Annotated in this window: 22 protein-coding genes, 1 pseudogene and 1 riboswitch; of the genes and pseudogenes, 5 read left to right on the top strand and 18 right to left on the bottom strand. The window is 63.9% G+C overall.

Annotated features, from left to right (window positions below; all coding sequences use genetic code 11):
• Nucleotides 1-68 precede the first annotated feature (68 nt).
• Nucleotides 69-488, bottom strand: coding sequence for a tetratricopeptide repeat protein (locus tag FQ664_RS08805; RefSeq protein ID WP_144171598.1), 420 nt, complete (start codon nucleotides 486-488; stop codon nucleotides 69-71).
• 952 nt (nucleotides 489-1,440) lie between these two features.
• On the opposite strand from FQ664_RS08805, the gene FQ664_RS08800 reads away from it, so the two are divergent.
• The 3 genes from FQ664_RS08800 (at nucleotide 1,441) to FQ664_RS08790 (ending at nucleotide 3,831) form a co-directional block, all read left to right on the top strand.
• Nucleotides 1,441-1,665: a hypothetical protein gene (locus FQ664_RS08800; RefSeq protein WP_003257337.1), complete on the top strand. Its 225-nt coding sequence runs from the start codon at nucleotides 1,441-1,443 to the stop codon at nucleotides 1,663-1,665.
• A gap of 249 nt (nucleotides 1,666-1,914) precedes the next feature.
• Nucleotides 1,915-2,397, top strand: a complete 483-nt coding sequence (locus FQ664_RS08795) for a hypothetical protein (protein ID WP_025338041.1) — start codon at nucleotides 1,915-1,917, stop codon at nucleotides 2,395-2,397.
• Between the two features lie 147 nt (nucleotides 2,398-2,544).
• Nucleotides 2,545-3,831: an OmpP1/FadL family transporter gene (locus FQ664_RS08790; protein ID WP_144171597.1), complete on the top strand. Its 1,287-nt coding sequence runs from the start codon at nucleotides 2,545-2,547 to the stop codon at nucleotides 3,829-3,831.
• 42 nt (nucleotides 3,832-3,873) lie between these two features.
• Here FQ664_RS08790 and FQ664_RS08785 read toward each other — a convergent pair whose 3' ends face one another.
• Nucleotides 3,874-4,803 carry a LysR family transcriptional regulator gene (locus FQ664_RS08785; RefSeq protein WP_144171596.1) on the bottom strand — a complete coding sequence of 310 codons (930 nt, stop codon included), beginning with the start codon at nucleotides 4,801-4,803 and terminating at the stop codon, nucleotides 3,874-3,876.
• A 113-nt stretch (nucleotides 4,804-4,916) separates the two neighbouring features.
• Between FQ664_RS08785 and FQ664_RS08780 the strand changes: the two genes are divergently transcribed.
• Nucleotides 4,917-5,177: a DUF2798 domain-containing protein gene (locus tag FQ664_RS08780; RefSeq protein WP_144171595.1), complete on the top strand. Its 261-nt coding sequence runs from the start codon at nucleotides 4,917-4,919 to the stop codon at nucleotides 5,175-5,177.
• 771 nt (nucleotides 5,178-5,948) lie between these two features.
• Here FQ664_RS08780 and FQ664_RS08765 read toward each other — a convergent pair.
• From FQ664_RS08765 to cobO, 15 genes are all read right to left on the bottom strand, one after another.
• A complete protein-coding gene (locus FQ664_RS08765; protein ID WP_144171593.1) occupies nucleotides 5,949-6,500 on the bottom strand; it encodes a glutathione peroxidase in 552 nt (183 codons plus the stop codon).
• Between the two features lie 46 nt (nucleotides 6,501-6,546).
• Nucleotides 6,547-6,669 (bottom strand): hypothetical protein, encoded by a 123-nt coding sequence (locus tag FQ664_RS27745; RefSeq protein ID WP_075044023.1) that lies wholly within the window; start codon nucleotides 6,667-6,669, stop codon nucleotides 6,547-6,549.
• Nucleotides 6,666-7,868, bottom strand: coding sequence for an MFS transporter (locus FQ664_RS08760; RefSeq protein WP_144171592.1), 1,203 nt, complete (start codon nucleotides 7,866-7,868; stop codon nucleotides 6,666-6,668). Before FQ664_RS08760 ends, FQ664_RS27745 begins: the two co-directional genes overlap by 4 nt.
• 64 nt (nucleotides 7,869-7,932) lie before the next feature.
• Nucleotides 7,933-8,337, bottom strand: coding sequence for a MarR family winged helix-turn-helix transcriptional regulator (locus FQ664_RS08755; protein WP_144171591.1), 405 nt, complete (start codon nucleotides 8,335-8,337; stop codon nucleotides 7,933-7,935).
• A gap of 375 nt (nucleotides 8,338-8,712) precedes the next feature.
• Complete coding sequence (locus tag FQ664_RS08750) at nucleotides 8,713-9,900, bottom strand: glycoside hydrolase family 5 protein (protein ID WP_144171590.1); 1,188 nt, start codon at nucleotides 9,898-9,900, stop codon at nucleotides 8,713-8,715.
• A gap of 163 nt (nucleotides 9,901-10,063) precedes the next feature.
• Nucleotides 10,064-10,786: an adenosylcobinamide-GDP ribazoletransferase gene (locus tag FQ664_RS08745; protein WP_144171589.1), complete on the bottom strand. Its 723-nt coding sequence runs from the start codon at nucleotides 10,784-10,786 to the stop codon at nucleotides 10,064-10,066.
• A gap of 1 nt (nucleotide 10,787) precedes the next feature.
• Nucleotides 10,788-11,354 carry a histidine phosphatase family protein gene (locus tag FQ664_RS08740; RefSeq protein ID WP_144171588.1) on the bottom strand — a complete coding sequence of 189 codons (567 nt, stop codon included), beginning with the start codon at nucleotides 11,352-11,354 and terminating at the stop codon, nucleotides 10,788-10,790.
• Entirely contained in the window at nucleotides 11,351-12,406 is a 1,056-nt protein-coding gene (gene cobT, locus FQ664_RS08735; RefSeq protein WP_144171587.1) for a nicotinate-nucleotide--dimethylbenzimidazole phosphoribosyltransferase, read from the bottom strand. Before cobT ends, FQ664_RS08740 begins: the two co-directional genes overlap by 4 nt.
• Nucleotides 12,403-12,924, bottom strand: coding sequence for a bifunctional adenosylcobinamide kinase/adenosylcobinamide-phosphate guanylyltransferase (cobU, locus tag FQ664_RS08730; protein WP_144171586.1), 522 nt, complete (start codon nucleotides 12,922-12,924; stop codon nucleotides 12,403-12,405). The genes cobT and cobU overlap by 4 nt, the downstream gene beginning before the upstream one ends.
• Nucleotide 12,925: 1 nt before the next feature.
• Complete coding sequence (locus tag FQ664_RS08725) at nucleotides 12,926-14,380, bottom strand: cobyric acid synthase (RefSeq protein ID WP_144171585.1); 1,455 nt, start codon at nucleotides 14,378-14,380, stop codon at nucleotides 12,926-12,928.
• On the bottom strand, nucleotides 14,377-15,369 hold the full coding sequence (gene cobD / locus FQ664_RS08720; protein ID WP_144171584.1) for a threonine-phosphate decarboxylase CobD: 993 nt from the start codon (nucleotides 15,367-15,369) through the stop codon (nucleotides 14,377-14,379). Before cobD ends, FQ664_RS08725 begins: the two co-directional genes overlap by 4 nt.
• Nucleotides 15,362-16,270 (bottom strand): adenosylcobinamide-phosphate synthase CbiB, encoded by a 909-nt coding sequence (cbiB, locus tag FQ664_RS08715; protein WP_144171583.1) that lies wholly within the window; start codon nucleotides 16,268-16,270, stop codon nucleotides 15,362-15,364. The genes cobD and cbiB overlap by 8 nt, the downstream gene beginning before the upstream one ends.
• A complete protein-coding gene (gene bluB, locus FQ664_RS08710; RefSeq protein ID WP_144171582.1) occupies nucleotides 16,267-16,917 on the bottom strand; it encodes a 5,6-dimethylbenzimidazole synthase in 651 nt (216 codons plus the stop codon). The genes cbiB and bluB overlap by 4 nt, the downstream gene beginning before the upstream one ends.
• A complete protein-coding gene (locus FQ664_RS08705) occupies nucleotides 16,914-18,209 on the bottom strand; it encodes a cobyrinic acid a,c-diamide synthase CobB (protein ID WP_144171581.1) in 1,296 nt (431 codons plus the stop codon). Before FQ664_RS08705 ends, bluB begins: the two co-directional genes overlap by 4 nt.
• Complete coding sequence (gene cobO / locus FQ664_RS08700) at nucleotides 18,206-18,817, bottom strand: cob(I)yrinic acid a,c-diamide adenosyltransferase (protein WP_013971375.1); 612 nt, start codon at nucleotides 18,815-18,817, stop codon at nucleotides 18,206-18,208. Before cobO ends, FQ664_RS08705 begins: the two co-directional genes overlap by 4 nt.
• 120 nt (nucleotides 18,818-18,937) lie before the next feature.
• A riboswitch (cobalamin riboswitch) is annotated at nucleotides 18,938-19,157 on the bottom strand.
• A 167-nt stretch (nucleotides 19,158-19,324) separates the two neighbouring features.
• On the opposite strand from cobO, the gene FQ664_RS08695 reads away from it, so the two are divergent.
• Nucleotides 19,325-19,903 carry a hypothetical protein gene (locus tag FQ664_RS08695; RefSeq protein WP_144171580.1) on the top strand — a complete coding sequence of 193 codons (579 nt, stop codon included), beginning with the start codon at nucleotides 19,325-19,327 and terminating at the stop codon, nucleotides 19,901-19,903.
• 117 nt (nucleotides 19,904-20,020) lie between these two features.
• On the opposite strand, the pseudogene FQ664_RS28205 reads toward FQ664_RS08695, so the two are convergent.
• Nucleotides 20,021-20,137, bottom strand: a pseudogene (locus FQ664_RS28205) (DUF3077 domain-containing protein); the annotation flags it as partial.
• Nucleotides 20,138-20,790 lie beyond the last annotated feature (653 nt).

The raw sequence follows: 20,790 nt of genomic DNA, 5'->3' as shown, positions 1-20,790 counted from the left end.
ACAGGCCTGAAGGCAGAGGTAATCCTGTTGGGAGATACCCGCGACGAGGCCAGTGCAGGCAATACACCTCAGACAGGGAACCACTGCCGCAGCAGACGCCGCGCCTCCTGCGACCCCTGCCCCGCCGCCAGCTCCAGCCAATACCGCGCCTGCTCCGGTTCGCTGAACTGGCACAGCCGCGCATACTCCAGCTGCGCCCGCCGATCACCGGCGCGGGCTGCCTGGCGCAGCAGTTCATGGCCAATACGCCGGTCACGGGCATTGCCGCAATCGCGGCACAACATCAGCCCCAGGCGGCTTTGCGCCACAACCACGCCCTGGCGCGCCGGCTGTTTCAACAGGCGTCCGGCCAGGTGCTTGACCTGCGGCTTGTCACCCAGACGCGGGTTGTCGAGCAGCCACAAGGCCACCTTGAGGGAGAAACGTTTGGGGGGAGGCGCAGGCGTCGATGCAGCGGGGCTGGCGAGGTGTTTACCGCGAAACTTCATGAGCAACAGGTTTGGCAACTCGAAAGGCGCGCCACTCTACCCTTTTTTTAGCGCCCTGACCTTTCGATTTCCGGTGGATTGAAAAAAATTTTCAACGATCTTTTCTTGACGTTTTCAAGTGGATGACCAACAGGTCTGCCGGAGCATGTCGATTGTCGGACAGTTCACTATGTTGCTGGCACGCCCGTCCTAGAGCAAGCGCTAGGGACAATCCACAGTTCCTGTGGATAACTCGGTGGACAACCCCCTCCCATAACCCGCAAACCCCCATGAATTGGGGCTTTCGGTCAAACTGACGATTTTTTCACCAGCTAAAAATAGTGTTTTTTTTCATTGACTTAACCGCCCAGTCAAGGCATTGGCGAGGCTGACGAGGCGTGTTGCCAAGCAGTTGCAAGCGCTGCCCCGAATGTGAACAAGTGCACCATAAACCTTCACTCGAGTGCTCAAAATGGGTACATCAGGCCGGATGCGGGCCTTTTTCCCCCTCTTCCCAGCAGGGCAAATACGCGCCATACTGCTCGGCTTACCTGAGCAAATATGAAATGCTTGCCAAGCGCCTGTATTTTCGCTAAGGTGCGCCTCGTTAGTACCAAGCTGAAAGTCAATTCTGGCCTCAAGCGTCCTTGCAGACCCGCTCCCCCCAAGAGTGGCGCTGCTGAAACCAGGACCGGCCTATTCGATGATTCACTCGCCAGCCCTGCGCTGTTCAAGCACGAATCACGCGACAGATTGATCAGGATCCCACCCCGGCGGCCTAGAACCTTGGCCCCGGCGTGCTGCCTGCCTTCTGAAGTACCTACCAGTCAGCCCATGCGCCCACATTTGATTGCGCTCCCTCTGGCTGCTCTGTTCCAGTCAGGTTCGTTCGCCCCTTAATAAAGGCGTCACTGGAACGTTTCTATCATGCACGGATCATAACCCCGTGTTTAAAGCAGGAACCTCCAACAATATGCAAACTCATCATCAGATTCAGGCTGCCATTGGCACCCTCTCCCAGGCCTTCTCGCCGTTGAAGTGCCTTATCGTTGCCCCTCGCAAGGGCAGCTTCAGCTTCACCCTGGTAGACGAACACGGCGTCGCCTGCCACACCGAGCGCCTGTATCCCGAACAGTACAGCCGCAGTGAACCGCTGCAGGCGGTCATCGCCAGAACCCGCCAGTCGCTCACCGCGTGAGCGGCAAATACTGCGGTATTCACGCGCTGAATCATCCCATCGCAAGCCTGCCTGAACGCTCCGGGCGTAATTGCCTTAAGGCATATAGCCCGGTACGTCAGGCAGCAATCGATTTAAAAACAGCCCTTTACACCACGCTTATCACACTACACTTCAACTCGAGCGGTACTTGCCGCTTCCGGCGGGCCTGATCACTCACCAGCTGCCAAGCTCCAGCGCCCGTCCGGCCCTTACCTGCTCGGGGGCATCATGGGTATCGCGGCGAATGAATTGTGTCAGTATGTGATACGACCCACCCTGGTCTACCTGAACCGTCACTGCGCCAGCGCCGAAGCCTTGTTACTGGGCATCGCCGCCAGCCAGTCGGCCCTGGGGTCGGCCTTGCACGACCGACGCGGGCATGGCCTGTACCGCATCGGCGAACACCGTCACCAGGCGATCTGGGACGACTACCTTGCCCGTGACCCCGACCTGGCCAGCCTGGTCCGCGGCCTGGCCAGCCAGCACGCCTTCCTCGGCGGCCCGCATCTGGAACTCACCGTCAACCTGCGCTATTCCACCGCCATTGCCTGGATGCTCGTCGAAGAGCAGGCCACGCCACTGCCTGCCGCCGACGACCTGCTCGCGCTGGCGCGGATCTGGCGACAGATTTTCAACCCCCAAGGTCGCCTGCGCGACTTCACTCACGCCTGGCATACCTGCATAGATCAGAGATTGCCGCAGGCATCTTAAGACGCGTCCTACAATCTACCCGGAAAAAAGGGAATTTTGGTCGGATTGTCCTACAAAACCGCTCTATCTCCTGCGATCCAGGCTATGGCGCGGCGCGTGATTTGTTGGTAGCTTTTCGCCCCGGAGATCCCAAGGAGTTTTCTAATAATGAAAAAAGTAATGCTCAAAGCCTCCCTCGGCGTAGCCGTTGCACTTGCTTCCAGCCAACTGCTCGCCGCAGGTTTCGCGCTGAACGAACAAAGTATCAGCGGCATGGGAACCGGTTTTGCAGGACGTTCGTCTTCTGCCGAAGATGCCAGCACTGTGTTTGGCAACCCTGCAGGTATGTCGCGCCTGAAGCGCGAACAGGTCACCGTGGGTGGCGCAGCCGTCATTGCCAAGTCCGACATTTCGGGCCCGGGCAGCAACTTCGGGGGGGAAACCGATGGTGACATGGTGCCTGTCGTCGGCGTGCCCATGGGTTACTACGTCAAGCCTATTGATGATCACTGGAGCGTCGGTTTCGGTGTTTACGTGCCATACGGCCTGATCACCGACTACGGTAGCGGTGACGCGGCCCGCTACTGGGGCAAGAAGAGCAAGGTCGAGGTGGTCACCTTCCAGCCGACCATCAGCTATGCCTTCAACGACAAGGTGTCGATCGGTTTTGGCCCGACCATCAACCGTATCAAGGGTGAACTGGGCTCGAACTTGAACAGCCAAGCCTTCCCGGCAGTTGTGGGCGGTGGCCCTGATGGCGAAATCAAGATCAAAGGCGACGACACCGCTATCGGTTACAACATCGGCGTTCTGGTACAAGCCACGGACCGCACCCGCGTGGGTCTGACCTATCACTCGATGGTTGACTACAAGCTTGAAGGCAATACACGTGTTTCCTACCCGGTTGGTCTTGTTGGCCTCAGCGGCAAATTCGACGCCAGCCTGAAGATCAAGACGCCAGAGTCGGTGGACTTCTCGGTCACCCATGAGCTGGATGACCACTGGACACTGTATGCGGGTAGCACCTGGACCCGCTGGAGCCGCCTGGAGAGCATCGTTGTCAAGAACGAAGCACCGGCGGGTTACCCGCTGCAGACCATCACCGAAGAGCAGAACTGGCATGACACCTGGGCCCATGCCATTGGTGCGGCCTACAAGGTCAACAAGGAATGGACCCTGCGTGCAGGCTTCTCGGTCGATCAGTCACCCACCAACAACCACGATCGCTCGCCGCGTATTCCGACTGGCGATCGTAAAGTGGTCAGCTTTGGTGCCGGCTGGAGCCCGAACGATGACATGACCATCGATGTTGCCTACTCGTACCTGTGGGAAGAAGATACCAAGGTCAACAATGTGTCGGGCTCGCCGACACAACAGGCGTTGAAAGGTACCTACCAGGCCAAGTACGAGAACAGCGCTCACGGTATCGGCGCGTCCCTTACCTACCGCTTCTGATCGCTACGCGTTACATGAAAAACCGCCCTCGTGGCGGTTTTTTCATGCCTGCACCTGCCAGATATCGCCCAGGCATTCGCCCAAGTAGTCCATGAACACGCGCACTTTCGTGGTCATGGCGAAACGGTCGGCCAGGCACAGGTAGATATCCATCGGTTCGGTCTGAGCGTAGGCCTGGCCGCTATCGCTGTATTCGAACAATGGCACCAATGCGCCAGAGGCCAGATGCGGCCGCACGATGAACTCGGCCAGGCGGGTGATACCGCCATCGTGCAGTGCCATCTGGGTCAGGGCATCGATGTCGTCGCTGATCAATACATTGCCAAACTCTGCCTCGAAGCGCAGCCCGTCGCGTATGAACCCCCAACGCAGAAAGCGCCCATCCACCGGGTAGCGGAACACCAGGCAGCGGTGCTCACGCAAAGCCTCGGGCGTGGCCGGCACGCCGGCGTTTTGCAGGTAACCGGGCGAGGCACAGCAAATGAACGGGATACGGGCGATGTGCCGGGCCAACAACTGGTCTTCCAGTTGCGGGGTAATGCGCAGGCTGACATCCACATCTTCCCGCGCATGGTTGACCCGGCGATCAGTCGTTACCAACTCTATCGAAAGCAGTGGGTAGCGGGCACTGAATGCGGGGATCAAGGGGGCCAGGACATGGCGACCGAAGGCGGACGTCGAGGCAATGCACAGTCGCCCCTGGGGTTCACTGTCGGGGGTGGTGACGGCCTGTTCGGCCAGGGCCAGGTCGCGCTCGATGTACCTGACGCGTTCGTAATACTGGGTACCGGCGGCCGTCAGCGCCATACTGCGGGTGGTACGGCTGAGCAGGCGAACCTGCAAGTGGCTTTCCAGGCGTGCCAGGTTCTGGCTGACCGCGGCCGGGCTCAGGCCCAGGTTGCGGGCACCGGCGGCGATACTGCCGGCCTCGACTACCTTGATAAAGCTGCGAATGGCGTTGAGCAGGTCCATGCTGAGCCCTTGGATTCGTAAGAATCTATTTATAAAGAACTCAATACGGCGGGTCTACAGCTGCTGCCAGTGCGTTGCTAACCTGCGCCTTTACTTACCTTTCAGGAGTTCGCATGAGCAACCTGTCCCAGGCACGCAGCCGACGCAAATTGCACCCGAGCGCCACACCCTACGTTTTTGCCTTCTACATGTCGTCGATCATGGCGTTGTTGATGTGTTTCGTGATCACAGCAGCGAATGCCGGAGTCAACCCCGAATACCTCGGCAACGTACTGAAGGCATACCAGTTGGCGATGCCTGTGGCGTTCGTTTGTGTGTTGATGGTCAGGCCGGTGGTGGTGCGGTTGGTGGCGATGACGGTGCATGCAAAGTGAAGTAACCCGAAACCCGGGCACGTTCCCTGCTTTTGACTTTGATCTTGATCTTGATCTTGATCTTGATCTTGATCTTGATCTTGATCTTGATCTTGATCTTCGCGACTTCAGGAGGCCGAACGCAGGCCTTGCGGAGGGAGGTGACGGGCATGGATGCCCGTCAAGCGCTGGGCCCCAGGATGGGGCCTGCAGCGCGGTCCTCCCGGGAGCAAGGCCGGAGTGAGGGAACCCCGGAGCGCAGCGCAGGGGCCGGATGATGGGAGCGCAGCGTTTTTTGGTTACTTTTTGTCGCGTTTGACAAAAAGTGACTCGCCGTAAGGGCGAAAAGGTGAGTAAGCGTCGCCATCGCAAATGGACTATGCGCGAGATCAAAACCAGTACTTTTCCGCTCTTCGCTCTTCGCTTTCAAGCGTGGGCATCAACAACGAGGTCAACATTCATTTTCGAAGGTGGCGCTTATTCACCTTTCCGCCCTTACGGCGGGTCACTTTTTGTCAAACGCGACAAAAAGTAACCAAAAAACGCTGCGCTCCCATCATCCGGCCCCTCCGCTTCGCTACGGGGTTCCCTCGCTACGGGCTTGCTCCCGGGAGTACGCGCTGCAGGCCCCATCCATGGGGCCTCAGCGCTTGACGGGCATCCATGCCCGTCACCTCCCTCCGCAAGCCCTTCGCTCGGCCTCCTGAAGTCGCAATCAGCGGCGCCTGAACTACCGCGCGCTTAGAAGCAAAAGCCGAAGCAAGAGCAAGAGCAAGAGCAAGAGCAGCCAGGTTATGGCTTCGAGGCAATAGCCTTTTCGATGGCCGCCCGGAACGCAGGATCATCCGGCTTGGTCAGGCTGGAAAAGTTATCAATTACCTTGCCCTTGCGATCCACCACGTACTTGTAGAAGTTCCATTTCGGCGCACTGCTCTGGCTGGCCAGTTCAGCGAACAGCGGTATCGCATCCGCGCCCCGCACCGCCTGCGTCTTGGTCATGGTGAAAGTGACACCGTAGTTGGCATAACAGACCTTGGCGGTCTTCTCGCTGTCAGCGTCTTCCTGCTTGAAGTCGTTGGACGGCACGCCAAGCATCTCCAGACCTTGTCCGTGATACTCCTTGTAAGTAGCCTCCAACCCTTCGAACTGCGGCGCAAATCCGCAATAACTGGCCGTATTCACCACCACCAGCGGCTTGCCGGCAAAGCGCTGGCACAGGTCGACCTGCCCCTTGCCCCGCAACTCCGGCAGACTGCCCTGCAACAACGCCGGGCAGTCAGTAGCCCAGCTCGATGCGCTGGCAAGCAGGGCCAGCACCGGCACCGTCAACCAATGTGCACGCATGACTCGTTTCTCCCGCAAGACAATCCTTGAACTTGCAGGGTAGCGCCTAACAAACACTCATGCCCAGTTGCATCAACGCCATCCCGCCCTTGTGCCAGCCCCACCACACCAGCGCCAGCAGCAACAGGGCGGCAACAGCCAGTAGCCCTCGAGCCAGGTAGCGGTTCATGCCGCCTGGGCCTGCAGGCGGGCGACCGGGCGTTCGCGCACGGGCCAGTTAAGGGCGGCAGCCAACAGGCTGAGCAGGATGGAAACCTGCCAGACCAGGTCGTAGCTGCCGGTGCGGTCATACACTACCCCGCCCAACCAGCCACCCAGGAAGGCGCCCAACTGGTGGAACAGGAAGACGATACCGCCAAGCATGGACAGGTTGCGCACGCCGAACACCGTGGCCACCGTGCCATTGGTCAGTGGCACCGTGGACAGCCATAGCAGGCCCATTGCGATGCCGAACAGGTAAGCGCTGAATTCAGTCACTGGTGCCCAGAGGAACAGCACGATCACTACCGCACGCAACAGGTACAGCCCGGTCAGCAGGCGCGGCTTGGACATGCGCCCACCCAGCCAGCCGGCGGTGAAAGTACCGACGATATTGAACAGGCCTACCAGCGCCAGCACCGTGGTGCCGGTGGTCGCGGCCAGGTGCTGGTCGACCAGGTAGGCCGGCAGGTGCACGCCAATGAACACCACCTGGAAACCACAAACGAAGAAGCCCAGCGCCAGCAACCAGAAGCCTGAGTGCGAGCACGCCTCGCGCAAGGCCTGGCCCAAGGTCTGTTCGGCGCCATGACTTGGCAGCGGGCGATCGCGCAGCAGGCCGACGAAAGGCACAATCAACGCCACCAACAGGCCCAGCACCAGCAATGCTGCGGACCAGCCCAGCCACTGGATCAGGCCGAGGGTGCCCGGCAACATGGCGAACTGGCCGAAAGAACCGGCAGCGCTGGCAATGCCCATGGCCATGCTGCGCTTCTCCGCCGGTACGGCGCGCCCGACCACGCCGAGGATGACCGAGAACGAGGTGCCGGACAGGCCGATACCGATCAGCAAGCCGGCACTCAGCGACAACGACCAGGCTGAATCGGCCATGCCCATCAGCATCAAGCCGGCAGCGTAGAGAATACCGCCAATGATCACCACCCGCGCCGCACCCAGGCGGTCGGCCAGGGCGCCGGCGAACGGTTGCGCCAGCCCCCAGATCAGGTTTTGCAAGGCAATGGCGAAGGCGAACACCTCACGCCCCCAGCCGAAGTCGGCGCTCATCGGCGCCAGGAACAGGCCGAAGCCGTGCCGCACACCCAAGGATAGCGCCAGGATCAACGCTGCCCCCACCAATATCCACCCGCTGGTTCGCCACACCGAAGTCATTGTCGTTATCTCCAGCACATCGCAAGGTTTTTACGGGTATATACCCGCATATAGTCGTATCAACTCAAGCCAATTGGCCCAGCAAGCGCACCAGTTCATCCCGCTGCCCTGCCCCCAGCCGTTCCACCAACTCGGTCTGGGCCTGTTCCCAGGCCGGATGGGCAGCGCGCAGCAACTGCTTACCGGCCTCGGTCAGCAGCACCACGCGGTTGCGCTGGTCGTCGCCATCGGTCAGGGCCACCAGCCCTTCCGCCTCCAGCACCCGCAGGTTGCGCCCCAGGGTACTGCGCTCCAGACCCATGGCCTCTGCCAGGGTGGTGATACTGGGGCGGTCGAGCCGTTGCAGATGACGCAACAGGGAAAACTGGGCGACATTGACCCCGAAACCGGCAAGGGCCTCGTCGTAATGCCGGCTCACCCCACGGGCGGCACGACGCAGATGGGTACAGATGCATTCACTGGTCAGCATGGATACGTGTATATACCCGTATCGGTAGCGTTGCAAGAGAAAGCGTTAACGGGGCGGCTACGCAGCCCATCGCCGGCAAGCCAGCTCTCATAGAACTGCACATAACTCGTTGAATTAGCAGGGCCCCTGTGGGAGCGGCTTTAGCCGCGAACACCGGCGCAGCCGGTGCCATGCACCGCGTTGGATTCTTCGCGGCTAAAGCCGCTCCCACAGGATGCAAGGACCGCTTGCGAATTCAGTTCTCTATGCGACAGCGCAGACCAAAGGGCTGGGCCATCTCCCACAGGGACCGCGCAGAATTCAGGAATGGCGCGATCCCTGTGGCTTGCCGGCGATCGGCCGCAACGCGGCCCCAAATTACCTAACTGACAGGCATTACCCTTTGCCCGGGTTCAAGCGCCTGCGAATCGGCTCGAACTCCACCGTAGCCTTGCGCGCCAGCGGGTCTGGAGCGCCCTGCTCGATGGCCTGCCAATAGCGCCACGGCACCTTGGCCGAGCCCAGCTCATAGTCCATGCCGTCCCAGTTATCTTCACGGAAGCTGTAGAAGGCCCAATGCAACCGGTAGCGATCCAGCACGCTGAGCACGTCTTCCAGGTATTGCCGGCAGCCCGGCAATCTGCGCATGCAGCCGAACTCGCCCACCACCAGGCGCGAGCGCGGCAGCTTCATGGCCTCGGCCCAGTCCAGCGGCTGGCGCAGGTACTGCGCCACACGCTGACCATCCCACTGCTGCGTTTGCCCCGCGAACGGTGCCGGGCCGGGATAGGCGATGGGTTGCTTGCGCGTCATGTTCGGTGCGCTGGTCACCAGATAGGGCTCGTACATGTGCACGCTGTACAGCACCCGCTGGTCTTCCAGAGGTGCCGGCCAGTAATCGAATGCGTCGGCGGCGGCGAACCAGCCGGCATCAAGCATGACCGGCGTATCCGCGTCCTCCTCGCGAATGGCCGCTATCAACTGCCGATACAGGGCGGGCAGATCACGCGCACTGCCCTGCTGCCGTGCATACCACTGCTGCATTTGCCCGGGGTCGGCATGCTCGGCCAGGCCACCTTGCTTCTCCGGGGCGGGCTCGTTGATAAGGTTGTAGGCGGCGATGGCCGGGTGGCCTTTCAGCGCGCGCGCCAGATCCCGCCAGAAGGCCGCAGCCTGCAACCAGTAGCGTTTGTCTTGCCAGAGGCGGTCGTCGAACTGGCCCTGGTTGTTTTGCGACCAGCGCATGCCGGGTAGCGAGAGCGGCGCGATGACCACCTTGAGGCCAGACTGATGGGCACGGTCGAGGGTAGCGCGCAACATGGCCAGGTCGGCGGCTGGCAGGCCTTGATAGGCATCGGCATCGCCGAGGAGGAAGTCTCGTTTTGCTGGCTGCCATTTGTCGTAGGACAGCCGCACCCAGGTCGCGCCATAGGCGCTCAAGGCATCGAAATAGGCTTGATCGGGTGGTAGCCGGTTGAAGCTGTTGCCACCGTGGCGGGGGGTGTTCCAGAAAGCCATGAGATCGGCTGCCACGGCAGCCGGCCCCATGGCCAACAACAACGCAGCGAGAATGACATGACGCATGGTGGGAACACTCCTCGACAGTTAGCGGAGGGGCAAGCATACGCCGGTGAAAGAATGTCGGTTCTTGCCGAGTTTTTCAGGAATTTACCGGCACGTTGAGCTCAGCCCCCCTACAGAACCATCCTGCTTACGCGGTCATTTGTGGAGCGGCCTGAGCAAAGGCTCAGAGTCCCAACGCCAACCCCAGCACCACGGCCAGTTCGAGCAACTCCAGCATTGCACCAGCAGTATCGCCGGTAGTCCCGCCCAGGCGCCGGCACATCAGTTGTCGCAACCAGGCAAACACCGCCAACGCCAGCACCACGCTCCATCCCCCCAGAACCAGGCAGAAGAGCGCACAGCCCAGCAGCACCCACCCGGCCGCACACCGGGGCAGGTGCTCGGCCAGCGCCTGCCCCAAACCACCCTGACGCACATAAGGCGTAGTCAGGAACAGTCCGAGCATCGCCGCCCGCCCGATCAGCGGTGCCAGCAGCAACTGCACGCCGACGCCCTGCTCGACCAGCCCCCACAAGGCGCAGAACTTCAGCAACAGCACCAGCACCAGGGTGACCACGGCAATCGGCCCGCTACGCGGGTCCTTCATGATCTGCAAGGTGCGCTCGCGGTCACCGAAACCGCCCAGCCAAGCGTCGGCACTGTCCGCCAGGCCATCCAGGTGCAAGGCGCCACTGAGCAACACCCACAACGTCAGCAGCATGGCCGCGTGCAGCGGCGCCGGCGTGCCCTGGAGCAAATGGCTGGCCAGCCACAGCAACAGGCCGAACAGCAACCCGACCAGCGGGTAGCAGAGCAGCGAACGCCCCACCTCGCGTGGGGCCGGCATGCCCGGCAGACTCACCGGCAGGCTGCTGAGAAACTGCAAGGCGATCCACAACGGCAACATCTCAGCGCCCCTCGACCCACTGGCCGTCGTCACCCGGCAGCAGGCGCATCAGCGCAGCGTGGCCGACCTCGACTTGCAGCAACTGCGCTCTCGGCAAGCCACGGGCACGCGCCAGCAGCAGCCGTATCACGCCGCCATGGGTGACCAGCAGCACACGCTTGCCGGCATGCTGACGGCCCAGGCGCTCGACAGCCGTCAGCACACGCTCGGCGAACGCCTCGACCGGCTCGCCATTGGGCGGCGTAAACGCGTAAGGGTCCGCCCAGAAGCGCCCCAGCGCGTCCGCCTGGTCTTCCATGATCTGCGCCGCACTACGGCCCTCCCAGTCGCCAAAATGCAGCTCCTGCAACGCCGCTTCGCGCTGTACGGGGAGCTTCAACTGCTCGCCCAGTTCCTCGGCAAAACGCGCACAGCGCTGCAGCGGCGAACTGACCAGAACCTCCCACGGGCCGGCCTCGGCCACGGCGCCACGCATCTGCGCCCAGCCTTTGTCGGTCAGGGCATCATCAAGGCTGCCCCGCAGGCCGCCCTGTTCCGTTTCACCATGGCGCAGCAGGTCGAGGATCATGTCGGACGGTCCGCCACCGCCGCCTCGGCGAAGGTCGCCATCTGCCCGTGCAACGCACAGGCCAGGCGTAACAGCGGCACGGCCAGGGCAGCCCCACTGCCCTCGCCCAGGCGCAGGCCCAGTGCCAGCAACGGCTCGGCCTGCAACGCGTCGAGCACGGTTTTGTGCCCGGGCTCTGCGCCTTGGTGAGCGAACAGCAGCCAGGCCCGGCACTGCGGGTTGAGGCGCACCGCCAGCAACGCGGCGACGCTGCAGATGAAACCGTCCACCAGCACTGCGATACCCGCCTGCGCGCAGCCAATGTAGGCACCGGCCAACGCCGCGATCTCGAAGCCGCCGACACAGCCCAGTGCCTGCAAGGGGGCTTCGGCGCGCAAACCATGCAGGCTCAGCGCCCGCTCAATGACCTCGGCCTTGTGCCGCACCCCGGCGTGGTCCAGGCCGGTACCCGGGCCACTCAATTGAGCTGGCGGGCAGCCCAGCAGGACGCTGGCCAGGGCTGCGGCAGCCGTGGTGTTGCCAATACCCATCTCGCCACCGATGAACAGCAGCGCGCCCTGTTCGGCGGCGCGCAGGGCACTATCGCGACCGGCCTGCAGGGCGGCCTGCAACTGGCCCTCGGTCATCGCTGGCTGGCGGGCAAAGTTGGCGGTACCGACGCCCAGGCGCAGATGGCGCACACCAGGCAGTTCCAGATGCGGGTCGATGGTGCCCAGGTCGACCACTTCCAGGCTTGCCTGCAGCTGGCGCGCCAGCACGCTGATCGCCGCGCCACCGCCGACGAAGTTGCGCAGCATCTGTCCGGTCACCGCTTGCGGGTAGGCCGAGATGCCTTCCTCGACCACACCGTGGTCACCGGCAAAAATGCTGATTGCGGCGTGCTCCAGCGTTGGCCGCTCACGCCCCTGCAGGCCAGCCAGCTGAATGGCCAGGCCTTCCAGCTGGCCGAGCGAACCGGCAGGTTTGGTCAGCTGCTGCTGGCGGGCGCGAGCCTGGTCCATGGCGGCGTTGTCGAGGGGTTGGCAGGCGTCACGCCACCAGGCTTGGGTCATAGTGCAGGTCCTTTGAGCATTAGGGGCAGGCCCGCCACGGTCAGCACCACGCGCTGACAGCGTTCGGCCACGGCCTGATGCAGCCAGCCGGCCAGGTCGACATAGCGCCGGGTCAGCTCGCCCATGGGCACGACGCCCAGGCCGGTTTCGTTACTGACCAGGATGACCGTGCCCGGCAACTGTTGAAGGCAGGCCAGCAGCGCATCACGCTCCTCGGCCAGGCGCTGGTCGTCTTCGAGCATCAGCAGGTTGGTCAGCCACAGGGTCAGGCAATCCACCAGCAGGCAGCGCCCCTCGGCCGCCTCGGCGCGCAATACTGCGGCCAGGGCCAAGGGTTCTTCGATCAAGCCCCAATCATCGGGGCGACGCTGGCGGTGCAGCAGCACGCGTTCATTCATTTCACCATCCAGCGGCTGGCTGGTGGCGATGTAGGTCACCGCCAGGCCACTGGCGCTGGCCAGCTGTTCGGCCAGGCGGCTCTTGCCCGAGCGGGCGCCGCCGAGGATCAGGTTGAGCATGTCAGGCCACCCCGCAGAGTTGGCGCAGGCGCGCGGTGTCCAGGTGCTTTTCCACCAGGTCGGCCAGGCGCTCGATATCGCGTTCGCGCAGGGCCTGGTAATCGACGGTCTGCACATCCTCCAGGCCCGCCCAGCGCAGCAGTGCTGCGCACGACTGGCTGCCTTCGAACAGGCCGTGCAAATAGGTGGCAAGTATCTGGCCATCGGCACTGACAGCACCATCGCAACGGCCATCGGCAAGTTGCACGGCAGGCTGCTCCAGGGCAGGCCCGATAGTGACGCCGGCATGAATTTCATAACCGGCAACCGGGACTGCTTCGAGGTTCAGTGTGCCAGCAACGTTGCGCAGTTGCTTTTCGGCTTCGAGCACCGTGGCGTAATCGAACAGGCCAAGCCCTGGGCTCGAGCCTGCGGTCCCTTCGAGACCAAGCGGGTCATGCACTTCGCGGCCCAGCATCTGCAGGCCACCGCAGATTCCGATCAGCTTGCCGCCATAACGCAGGTGCCGGGCGATGGCCGTGTCCCAACCACGCTCACGCAATTGTGCCAGGTCGCCGCGTACACTCTTGGAACCCGGCAGGATGATCAGGTCGGCGGCCGGGATCGGCTGGCCCGGGCCGATGAACTGCAGGTCCACCTGCGGGTGCAGGCGCAGTGGGTCGAAGTCGGTGTGGTTGCTGATGCGCGGCAACACCGGGACGATCACCTTGAGCACGCGCTCGGTCTTCGCCCCCTGGCGCACATCGATGCCGTCTTCAGCTTCCAGATGCAGGTCGGTGACATACGGCAGCACCCCCAGCACCGGTTTGCCAGTGCGCTGCTGCAGCCAGTCCAGCCCCGGCTGCAGCAAGGCGATGTCGCCGCGGAAGCGGTTGATGACAAAGCCCTTGACCCGTTCCTGCTCACTGGGCGACAGCAGCTCCAGCGTGCCCACCAGATGGGCGAACACGCCGCCGCGATTGATGTCGGCAACCAGGATCACCGGGCAGTCCACCGCTTCGGCAAAGCCCATGTTGGCGATGTCGCCGGCACGCAGGTTGATCTCCGCCGGCGAGCCCGCGCCTTCGACCATGACTACCGGCCAGGCAGCGCTCAGGCGCTGGTGCGAAGCCAGCACCGCCTGCATGGCGATAGCCTTGTAGTCGTGGTAGGCCACCGCGTTCATGCTGGTGACGGCACGGCCGTGGATAATCACCTGGGCGCCGGTGTCGCTGTTGGGCTTGAGCAGCACCGGGTTCATGTCGGTGTGTGGTTCCAGCCGGCAGGCCTGGGCCTGCACCGCCTGGGCCCGGCCGATTTCACCGCCGTCGGCGGTCACCGCGCTGTTCAGCGCCATGTTCTGCGGTTTGAACGGCACCACGCCGACGCCCTGGCGCAACAGCCAGCGGCACAGCGCGGTCACCAGCGTACTCTTGCCGGCGTCGGAGGTGGTGCCTTGCACCATGAGGGTGGTCATGCCGTTTCCTTTTGGTAGGCCGCCAGGGCCTGGGCCAGGCGCTGTTCGTCCGCCGCACAGGCCGGCAGCCCAAGGCGTACCGCCAGCGGCTGCTCGAACAGCCGCACCAGGATGCCGCGGCGGGCGAGAAAATCATGCAGTTGCGCAGCGTGCTCGCTGCGCACGTACTGGAACAGGTCACAGCTGCCGCTGGGCACCAGGCCTGCGCTGCGCAACAATATAGCCAGCCGCTGGCTGGCGGCAGCACAGCGTTCGACCTGCACACGCTGTGCGGCGTGGTCGGCCAGGCTGGCCTGGGCCAGCACCCGGGTCGGGCCATTGACGGTCCACGGGCCAAGCAACTCGGCCAGGCGCAGCAGCAGGCTGCGTTCGGCGGCAACGAACCCCAGGCGCACGCCGGCCAGGCCGAAGAACTTTCCGAACGAGCGCAGCACAATCAGCCCCGGGCGCTCGGCACAATCGACCACGCCATCCGCCGGGGTGTTGTCCATGAACGCTTCGTCGACCAACAACCAGCCACCACGGGCGGCCAGGCGTGCATGCCAATCCAGCAGGCGTTCACGCGGCACCCGGCGGCCGGTGGGGTTGTTGGGGTTGACCAGCACCAACACGTCGAGGCTGTCGAGCGTCGCCTCGACCTGCGCTTCGTCCAGCTCCAGTACCTGGTGCCCCGCCCGTTGCCAGGCGTATGGGTGCTCGGCATAGCACGGCGTCAGCACCCCTGCCCGGCCGGCTGCGCGCAGCAGCGGCAAGGCCTGGATCGCGGCCTGGGAACCGGCCACCGGCAACAATTGGCGAGCGCCGTAATACGCCCGCGCGGCGTCTTCCAGGCCGTCCTCGGTCTCCGGCAGGCGCGCCCAGGCCTCCATGGGAATCGGTGGAATCGGGAAAGGCCATGGCGCAATGCCGCTGGACAGGTCGAGCCACTGCTCGCGGGCGATGCCGTATTGCCGTGCCGCCCGCAGCAGGCGGCCTCCGTGTTCAAGCATTGATGTAGGCCCCCAGGCAGATCACCAGCAGCCACAGCCATACGCCGCGCTGCACCAGGCTCCAGCCGCGCTCGATGGCATCGGCGTTGGCCATTGGCCCGTCACCCAGGCGTGGCCGCTCATGCAACTCGCCGTGGTACACCGCCGGGCCTCCGAGCTCCACCCCTAACGCACCAGCACCGGCGGCCATCACCGGCCCGGCATTGGGGCTGTCCCACAGCGGGCCCTGCTTGCGCCAGCAGGCCAGGGCCAGGCGGGTCCTGCCCAGCAGCGCGTAGCTCAATGCCACCAGCCTGGCGGGAATATAGTTGAGCACATCGTCGACGCGCGCCGCGCACCAGCCGAAGCGTTCGAAGCGTTCATTGCGGTAGCCCCACATGGCGTCCAGGGTGTTGCTCAGGCGGTACAGCACCACGCCCGGCGCGCCGGCCAGCACGAACCAGAACAGTGCGGCGAACACCGCGTCACTGCCGTTCTCCAGCACCGATTCGGTGGCCGCCCGGGCCACGGCGGGCTCGTCCAGTTCGCGGGTTTCGCGGCTGACCAGGTAGCCCACACGGCGCCGCGCTTCCTGCAGGTCACCCTGGCGCAAGGCACTGGCCACCGGCAACACGTGTTCGCCCAGGCTGCGCAGCCCGACGGCGCAATACAGTGCCAGCACGTCGACCAGCCAGCCGATGTACGGCAGCCAGGACAGGATCAGCGCCACCAGGGTAAGCGGTACCACGGCCAGGAACCATGCGCTCACCCCATGGCTGCGCCAGCCACGCCCACCGGCATTCAGGCGGCGCTCGAGGTTACTGGCCATGTTGCCGAAGGCCACCAACGGGTGGCGCCGCTGCGGTTCGCCCAGCAAGGCATCCAGGGCCACGCCGGCCACGGTCAGCAAGGCCACGCTCATTGGCGTTCTCCCCATTGGTTCTCAAAGAGCATTTCACTCAAGGGCCGTTCCTCGGCCCAGTTTTCCAGCACCAGCATCGGTGCCGGGTAGAACTCGGTCACCGGCCCCAGGCACAGCACCGCGACCGGCTTGGCCCCGGCCGGCATGCCCAGCAGCGCCGCCAGCGCCTGCGGGTCGAACAGCGACACCCAGCCCATGCCCAGGCCTTCGCCACGGGCAGCCAGCCACAGGTTCTGGATGGCGCAGGCCAGCGAGGCCAGGTCCATTTCCGGCAGGGTGCGGCGGCCGAAGATATGCGGCTCGCGGTTGTCCATCAGGGCGGCCACCAGCAGTTCCGCGCAGTCGTGAATGCCTTCCACCTTCAGTTTCATGAAGGCGTCGGAGCGTTCGCCCAAGGCTTCGGCGGTGCGCACCCGCTCTGCTTCCACCAGGGCCTGGATGCGTGCACGCAAGTCGCGTTGGGTGATACGGATGAAACGCCAGGGCTGCATCAGCCCGACGCTCGGCGCCTGGTGTGCGGCGGCCAGCAAGCGGCCCAGCAGTTCCGGGGCTACCTCGCCACCGGCGAAATGGCGCATGTCACGGCGCTCGCCGATAGCCCGGTAGATCGCGGCGCGCTCGGCGTCGCTGTAGGCGTGTTTGCTCATGGTCGCAACAGCGCCGCCGCCGCATCCGGGTTGGAGGGGAAGTAGAAGTGCACGTAGGAGGCCGTCAGGCGCCCCAGGCGGTACACCGCTTCGTTGCCACGCCCACCGTTGGGGCTCAGGCCTCGGGCGATCGGCTCCAGTGCGGTACTGGTCAGCGAATGGTGATAGGTGTGACCACGCAGGGTGCCTTCCGGCAGTTCCACCGCCTGCAGCGCCAGGGCTGCCAGGCGCTTCTGCATGGTCGCTTCGCCCGGCAGCAGGCCGAGCAGCTCGGCGCGCTCGCCGGCCACGTCGGTCAGGGCATCGAGCAGGTACAGCATGCCGCCGCACTCGGCCAGCAACGGCTTGCCCTGGGCGTGATGGGCGCGGATCGCTTCGCTCATCGGCGCGTTAGCGGCCAACGCGTGGTGGTGCAGCTCCGGATAGCCCCCCGGCAGGTACAGGCTGTCCACCGCCGGCAGTTCACGATCATGCAGCGGCGAGAAGAACTCAAGCTGCGCGCCCAACTTGCGCAGCAGGTCAAGGTTGGCGCCATAGGTAAAGGCGAACGCCTCGTCCCGCGCCACGCCAATGCGCACACCGGCCAACGAGGCAGCACTGGCCTGCGGCTCGGGTTCGGCAAAGGCCACAGGCGGCGGCAAGGCAGCATCGCAACTAGCGCCGAGGGCCTCGGCAGCGGCGTCCAGGCGGGCGTCCAGGTCGTTCAGCTCGCTGGCCTGGACCAGCCCCAAGTGGCGGCTGGGCAGCTCGATACCGCGCTCACGGGACAAACCGCCATACCAGCGCAGGCCTTCGGTCAGGCTGCCTTCCAGCAGTTGCGCGTGGCGCAGGCTGCCCATCCGGTTGGCCAGCACACCGGCAAACGGCAGGTCCGCCTGGTAGCGTGCCAGGCCCAGGGCCAGGGCGCCGAAGGTCTGGGCCATGGCCGTGCCGTCGATCACCGCCAGCACCGGCACGCCGAAGTGGCGCGCCAGGTCGGCGCTGGACGGCGTGCCATCGAACAGCCCCATCACCCCTTCGATCAGAATCAGGTCGGCCTCGCCGGCTGCTTCCCACAGCAGGCGGCGGCTCTCCTCGGCGCCAATCATCCATAGGTCGAGCTGGTACACCGGCGCGCCGCTGGCGCGCTCGAGGATCATCGGGTCGAGAAAGTCGGGCCCGCACTTGAACACCCGTACCTTGCGCCCGAGGTTGCGGTGCAGACGGGCCAGGGCGGCGGTGACGGTGGTCTTGCCCTGGCCAGAGGCCGGTGCCGCGATCAGCACCGCGGGGCAATGGCGCGGCTGGCTCACAGTTCGACGCCCTTCTGAGCGCGGATGCCGGCCTGGAAGGCGTGCTTGAGCATGCCCATCTCGGTCACGGTGTCGGCCAGCTCGATCATCTCGGGTTTCGCGGCACGGCCCGTGACGATCACATGCTGCATCGGCGGGCGGGCCTGGATGTCGGACAGCACCTGGTCAAGGTCGAGGTAGCCGTGCTTGAGGGCGATGTTCAGTTCATCGAGCACCACAAACTGCACGCTCGGGTCCTGCAGCAACTGGCGCGACACGGCCCAGGCCGCTTCGGCGGCGGCGATGTCGCGCTGGCGGTCCTGGGTTTCCCAGGTAAAGCCTTCGCCCATCACGTGGTAGCGCACCTGCTCGGGGAAGCGGCGGAAGAACAGCTCTTCGCCGGTGCTGTTGCGGCCCTTGATGAACTGCACCACACCGCACTGCATACCGTGGCCCAGGGCGCGCGCGAGCATACCGAAGGCTGAGCTGCTCTTGCCCTTGCCATTGCCGGTCAGCACCAGCAGCAGGCCGCATTCGTTGGGGGAATTGGCGATGCGTTCGTCGATGATCGCCTTCTTGCGCTGCATGCGCGCCAGGTGGCGTTCGTCGCGTTCGGTGGATTCGCTCATCAGGGTTCTCCGCTGGCTGGCACCACGGCAACGCGCGGCAACAGGTAATAGGCAGGCAGACGGAGAACGCGCAGGGGCCGTGGCCGAACGCCACGGTGCACCGCGCATCACCCTCCGTGATGCCGTTGGCAGTATCAGGCCGGTCTCCGGGCTTGTGAGCGGGCCTGGGCCCAGGCCTGCGCGCCTTCCCGGGTGCTGGCACCCAGTGGCCCTGCGCGGCCGCGACTCACCTACCGTTGCGGGGGCAGCGCCGGAATCGCGCCATGCTGGCACCCACCGGCTTCCCAGTTTCACCCTGCCCAGACGGGGCTGGCAGGGCACCTGAAACACGCGCGAAGGTTAGAGGGTTGCACCCGGAGCGTCAATCGAAGCAGGCCGCTTTGCAGCCGAACAGCCATCGCCCGAGTAATGGCCAATTCAGCCGGTTGTGCCACACTGAATACAGTGATATCACATAGCCATCACTTTCAGCTGAACGCGATCACAACAACAACAGGAGAGCGCAGCATGCGAGGCCAGATCATCAACAACCCGCGCCTGGAGTTTCTCGCCCCGGTGCTGGAGCGCTGGGGCGACTGCATCGACCGCTTCAACCAGTTTTCCGGCGATGCCGAAGCACCGTACTGGCATGGCGCAGCTGCCAATGCCGGGCTGCTTGCCGCAGCGGCCTGGCAGGCCGAGCTGGCCGCGCTGCAGCAGTTTGCCGGCAAGAAGCAACGTGATGAAGGTGAATACGAAGGGCGCTGCGATCTGTCGATCAGCAGTGCCGACGAAGCGCTGTACCTCAGTGTCAGCCAGCGCTGGCCAAAAATCGCCCGGCTGGACATGGCGGCCGCCTTGCAGCAGACCGCCGCCCTTGCCCGCCAGGTGGCCTACCCCAGCCAGTTGAAGGCCGGCGCGCTGTTCATCAGCCCATGGAAGGCCGGCCAGCACGCCAGCCCCGAGGAGTTGCAAGACCTGGTCGACGACCTGCAGAAACATACCGCCTGCGCGATCGCCTGGTATTTCCCGTATGCCTATCGCAAGTTGCACAACGAGCTGGGGCAGTATTTCCCGGGGGTGGCGTTGCTGCTCAAGCAGGCTTGAACCAACTCCGGCGCAGGCCGGGATCGGAACTCATTTCGCAAGCGCGACGCGGCCTCTGTGGGAGCGGGCGTGCCCGCGAAGCGTCCAACGCGGTGGCTGACACCGGCTGCGCCGGTGTTCGCGGGCATTCTGGCTGGAGATGCCGGGTTCGATGCGGAACAGGGGGTGGGTCTGGTTTTCACCTTGAAAGAATATGGTTTTGCCAACTGTGCATTTCGTGTCTTCGGTGGTCATTTAAGGCTCCTGTCGTAGTGAAGCGACCACCAACCGCGGCTAAACAGTATGGTGGCAGCTGTACGTGGGTTAGCCGACCGGGACGTCAGGCACCCGGCGCACCCGCAGGTGCCCCACGCACAGCCGCCATAAGGCGCCAATGCCGATTACTCGGTATTGCACGGCTGCGGTGTCTGACGATTTCGGGCGGCTAACCCGGTCATTGAAGGTCAACGACATGCCGAGACTAGAGACCGCATTTGGCGCGCGCAACGGAGAATAGGCGTTGGGAGTTTCTTTGGGAAACGGCCTACAAGAAAGGTGTTAAATCTGATTCTTGGGCTCGCCCCCACGCCACCTTTGCAATAGCAGCGGCGCATCTCACTGGCACATTGAGTCACCACCAGACCTGCTCGCTCTTGATCTTGATCTTGATCTTGATCTTGATCTTGATCTTCGCGACTTCAGGAGGCCGAACGCAGGCCTTGCGGAGGGAGGTGACGGGCATGGATGCCCGTCAAGCGCTGGGCCCCAGGATGGGGCCTGCAGCGCGGTCCTCCCGGGAGCAAGGCCGGAGTGAGGGAACCCCGGAGCGCAGCGTAGGGGCCGGATGATGGGAGCGCAGCGTTTTTTGGTTACTTTTTGTCGCGACAAAAAGTAACTCGCCGTAAGGA

The sequence above is a fragment of the Pseudomonas persica genome (genome assembly GCF_900291015.1).
Classification (GTDB): Bacteria; Pseudomonadota; Gammaproteobacteria; order Pseudomonadales; family Pseudomonadaceae; genus Aquipseudomonas.
Note: the sequence above shows the minus strand (reverse complement) of the source record. Positions and strands in the feature narration are given on the sequence as shown.

Bases quoted from the DNA above. Each gene is read 5' to 3' on its own strand.
- FQ664_RS08805 (WP_144171598.1), bottom strand. From the start codon at position 488: ATGAAGTTTCGCGGTAAACACCTCGCCAGCCCCGCTGCATCGACGCCT.
- FQ664_RS08800 (WP_003257337.1), top strand. From the start codon at position 1,441: ATGCAAACTCATCATCAGATTCAGGCTGCCATTGGCACCCTCTCCCAG.
- FQ664_RS08795 (WP_025338041.1), top strand. From the start codon at position 1,915: ATGGGTATCGCGGCGAATGAATTGTGTCAGTATGTGATACGACCCACC.
- FQ664_RS08790 (WP_144171597.1), top strand. From the start codon at position 2,545: ATGAAAAAAGTAATGCTCAAAGCCTCCCTCGGCGTAGCCGTTGCACTT.
- FQ664_RS08785 (WP_144171596.1), bottom strand. From the start codon at position 4,803: ATGGACCTGCTCAACGCCATTCGCAGCTTTATCAAGGTAGTCGAGGCC.
- FQ664_RS08780 (WP_144171595.1), top strand. From the start codon at position 4,917: ATGAGCAACCTGTCCCAGGCACGCAGCCGACGCAAATTGCACCCGAGC.
- FQ664_RS08765 (WP_144171593.1), bottom strand. From the start codon at position 6,500: ATGCGTGCACATTGGTTGACGGTGCCGGTGCTGGCCCTGCTTGCCAGC.
- FQ664_RS27745 (WP_075044023.1), bottom strand. From the start codon at position 6,669: ATGAACCGCTACCTGGCTCGAGGGCTACTGGCTGTTGCCGCCCTGTTG.
- FQ664_RS08760 (WP_144171592.1), bottom strand. From the start codon at position 7,868: ATGACTTCGGTGTGGCGAACCAGCGGGTGGATATTGGTGGGGGCAGCG.
- FQ664_RS08755 (WP_144171591.1), bottom strand. From the start codon at position 8,337: ATGCTGACCAGTGAATGCATCTGTACCCATCTGCGTCGTGCCGCCCGT.
- FQ664_RS08750 (WP_144171590.1), bottom strand. From the start codon at position 9,900: ATGCGTCATGTCATTCTCGCTGCGTTGTTGTTGGCCATGGGGCCGGCT.
- FQ664_RS08745 (WP_144171589.1), bottom strand. From the start codon at position 10,786: ATGTTGCCGTTGTGGATCGCCTTGCAGTTTCTCAGCAGCCTGCCGGTG.
- FQ664_RS08740 (WP_144171588.1), bottom strand. From the start codon at position 11,354: ATGATCCTCGACCTGCTGCGCCATGGTGAAACGGAACAGGGCGGCCTG.
- cobT (WP_144171587.1), bottom strand. From the start codon at position 12,406: ATGACCCAAGCCTGGTGGCGTGACGCCTGCCAACCCCTCGACAACGCC.
- cobU (WP_144171586.1), bottom strand. From the start codon at position 12,924: ATGCTCAACCTGATCCTCGGCGGCGCCCGCTCGGGCAAGAGCCGCCTG.
- FQ664_RS08725 (WP_144171585.1), bottom strand. From the start codon at position 14,380: ATGACCACCCTCATGGTGCAAGGCACCACCTCCGACGCCGGCAAGAGT.
- cobD (WP_144171584.1), bottom strand. From the start codon at position 15,369: ATGCTTGAACACGGAGGCCGCCTGCTGCGGGCGGCACGGCAATACGGC.
- cbiB (WP_144171583.1), bottom strand. From the start codon at position 16,270: ATGAGCGTGGCCTTGCTGACCGTGGCCGGCGTGGCCCTGGATGCCTTG.
- bluB (WP_144171582.1), bottom strand. From the start codon at position 16,917: ATGAGCAAACACGCCTACAGCGACGCCGAGCGCGCCGCGATCTACCGG.
- cobO (WP_013971375.1), bottom strand. From the start codon at position 18,817: ATGAGCGAATCCACCGAACGCGACGAACGCCACCTGGCGCGCATGCAG.
- FQ664_RS08695 (WP_144171580.1), top strand. From the start codon at position 19,325: ATGCGAGGCCAGATCATCAACAACCCGCGCCTGGAGTTTCTCGCCCCG.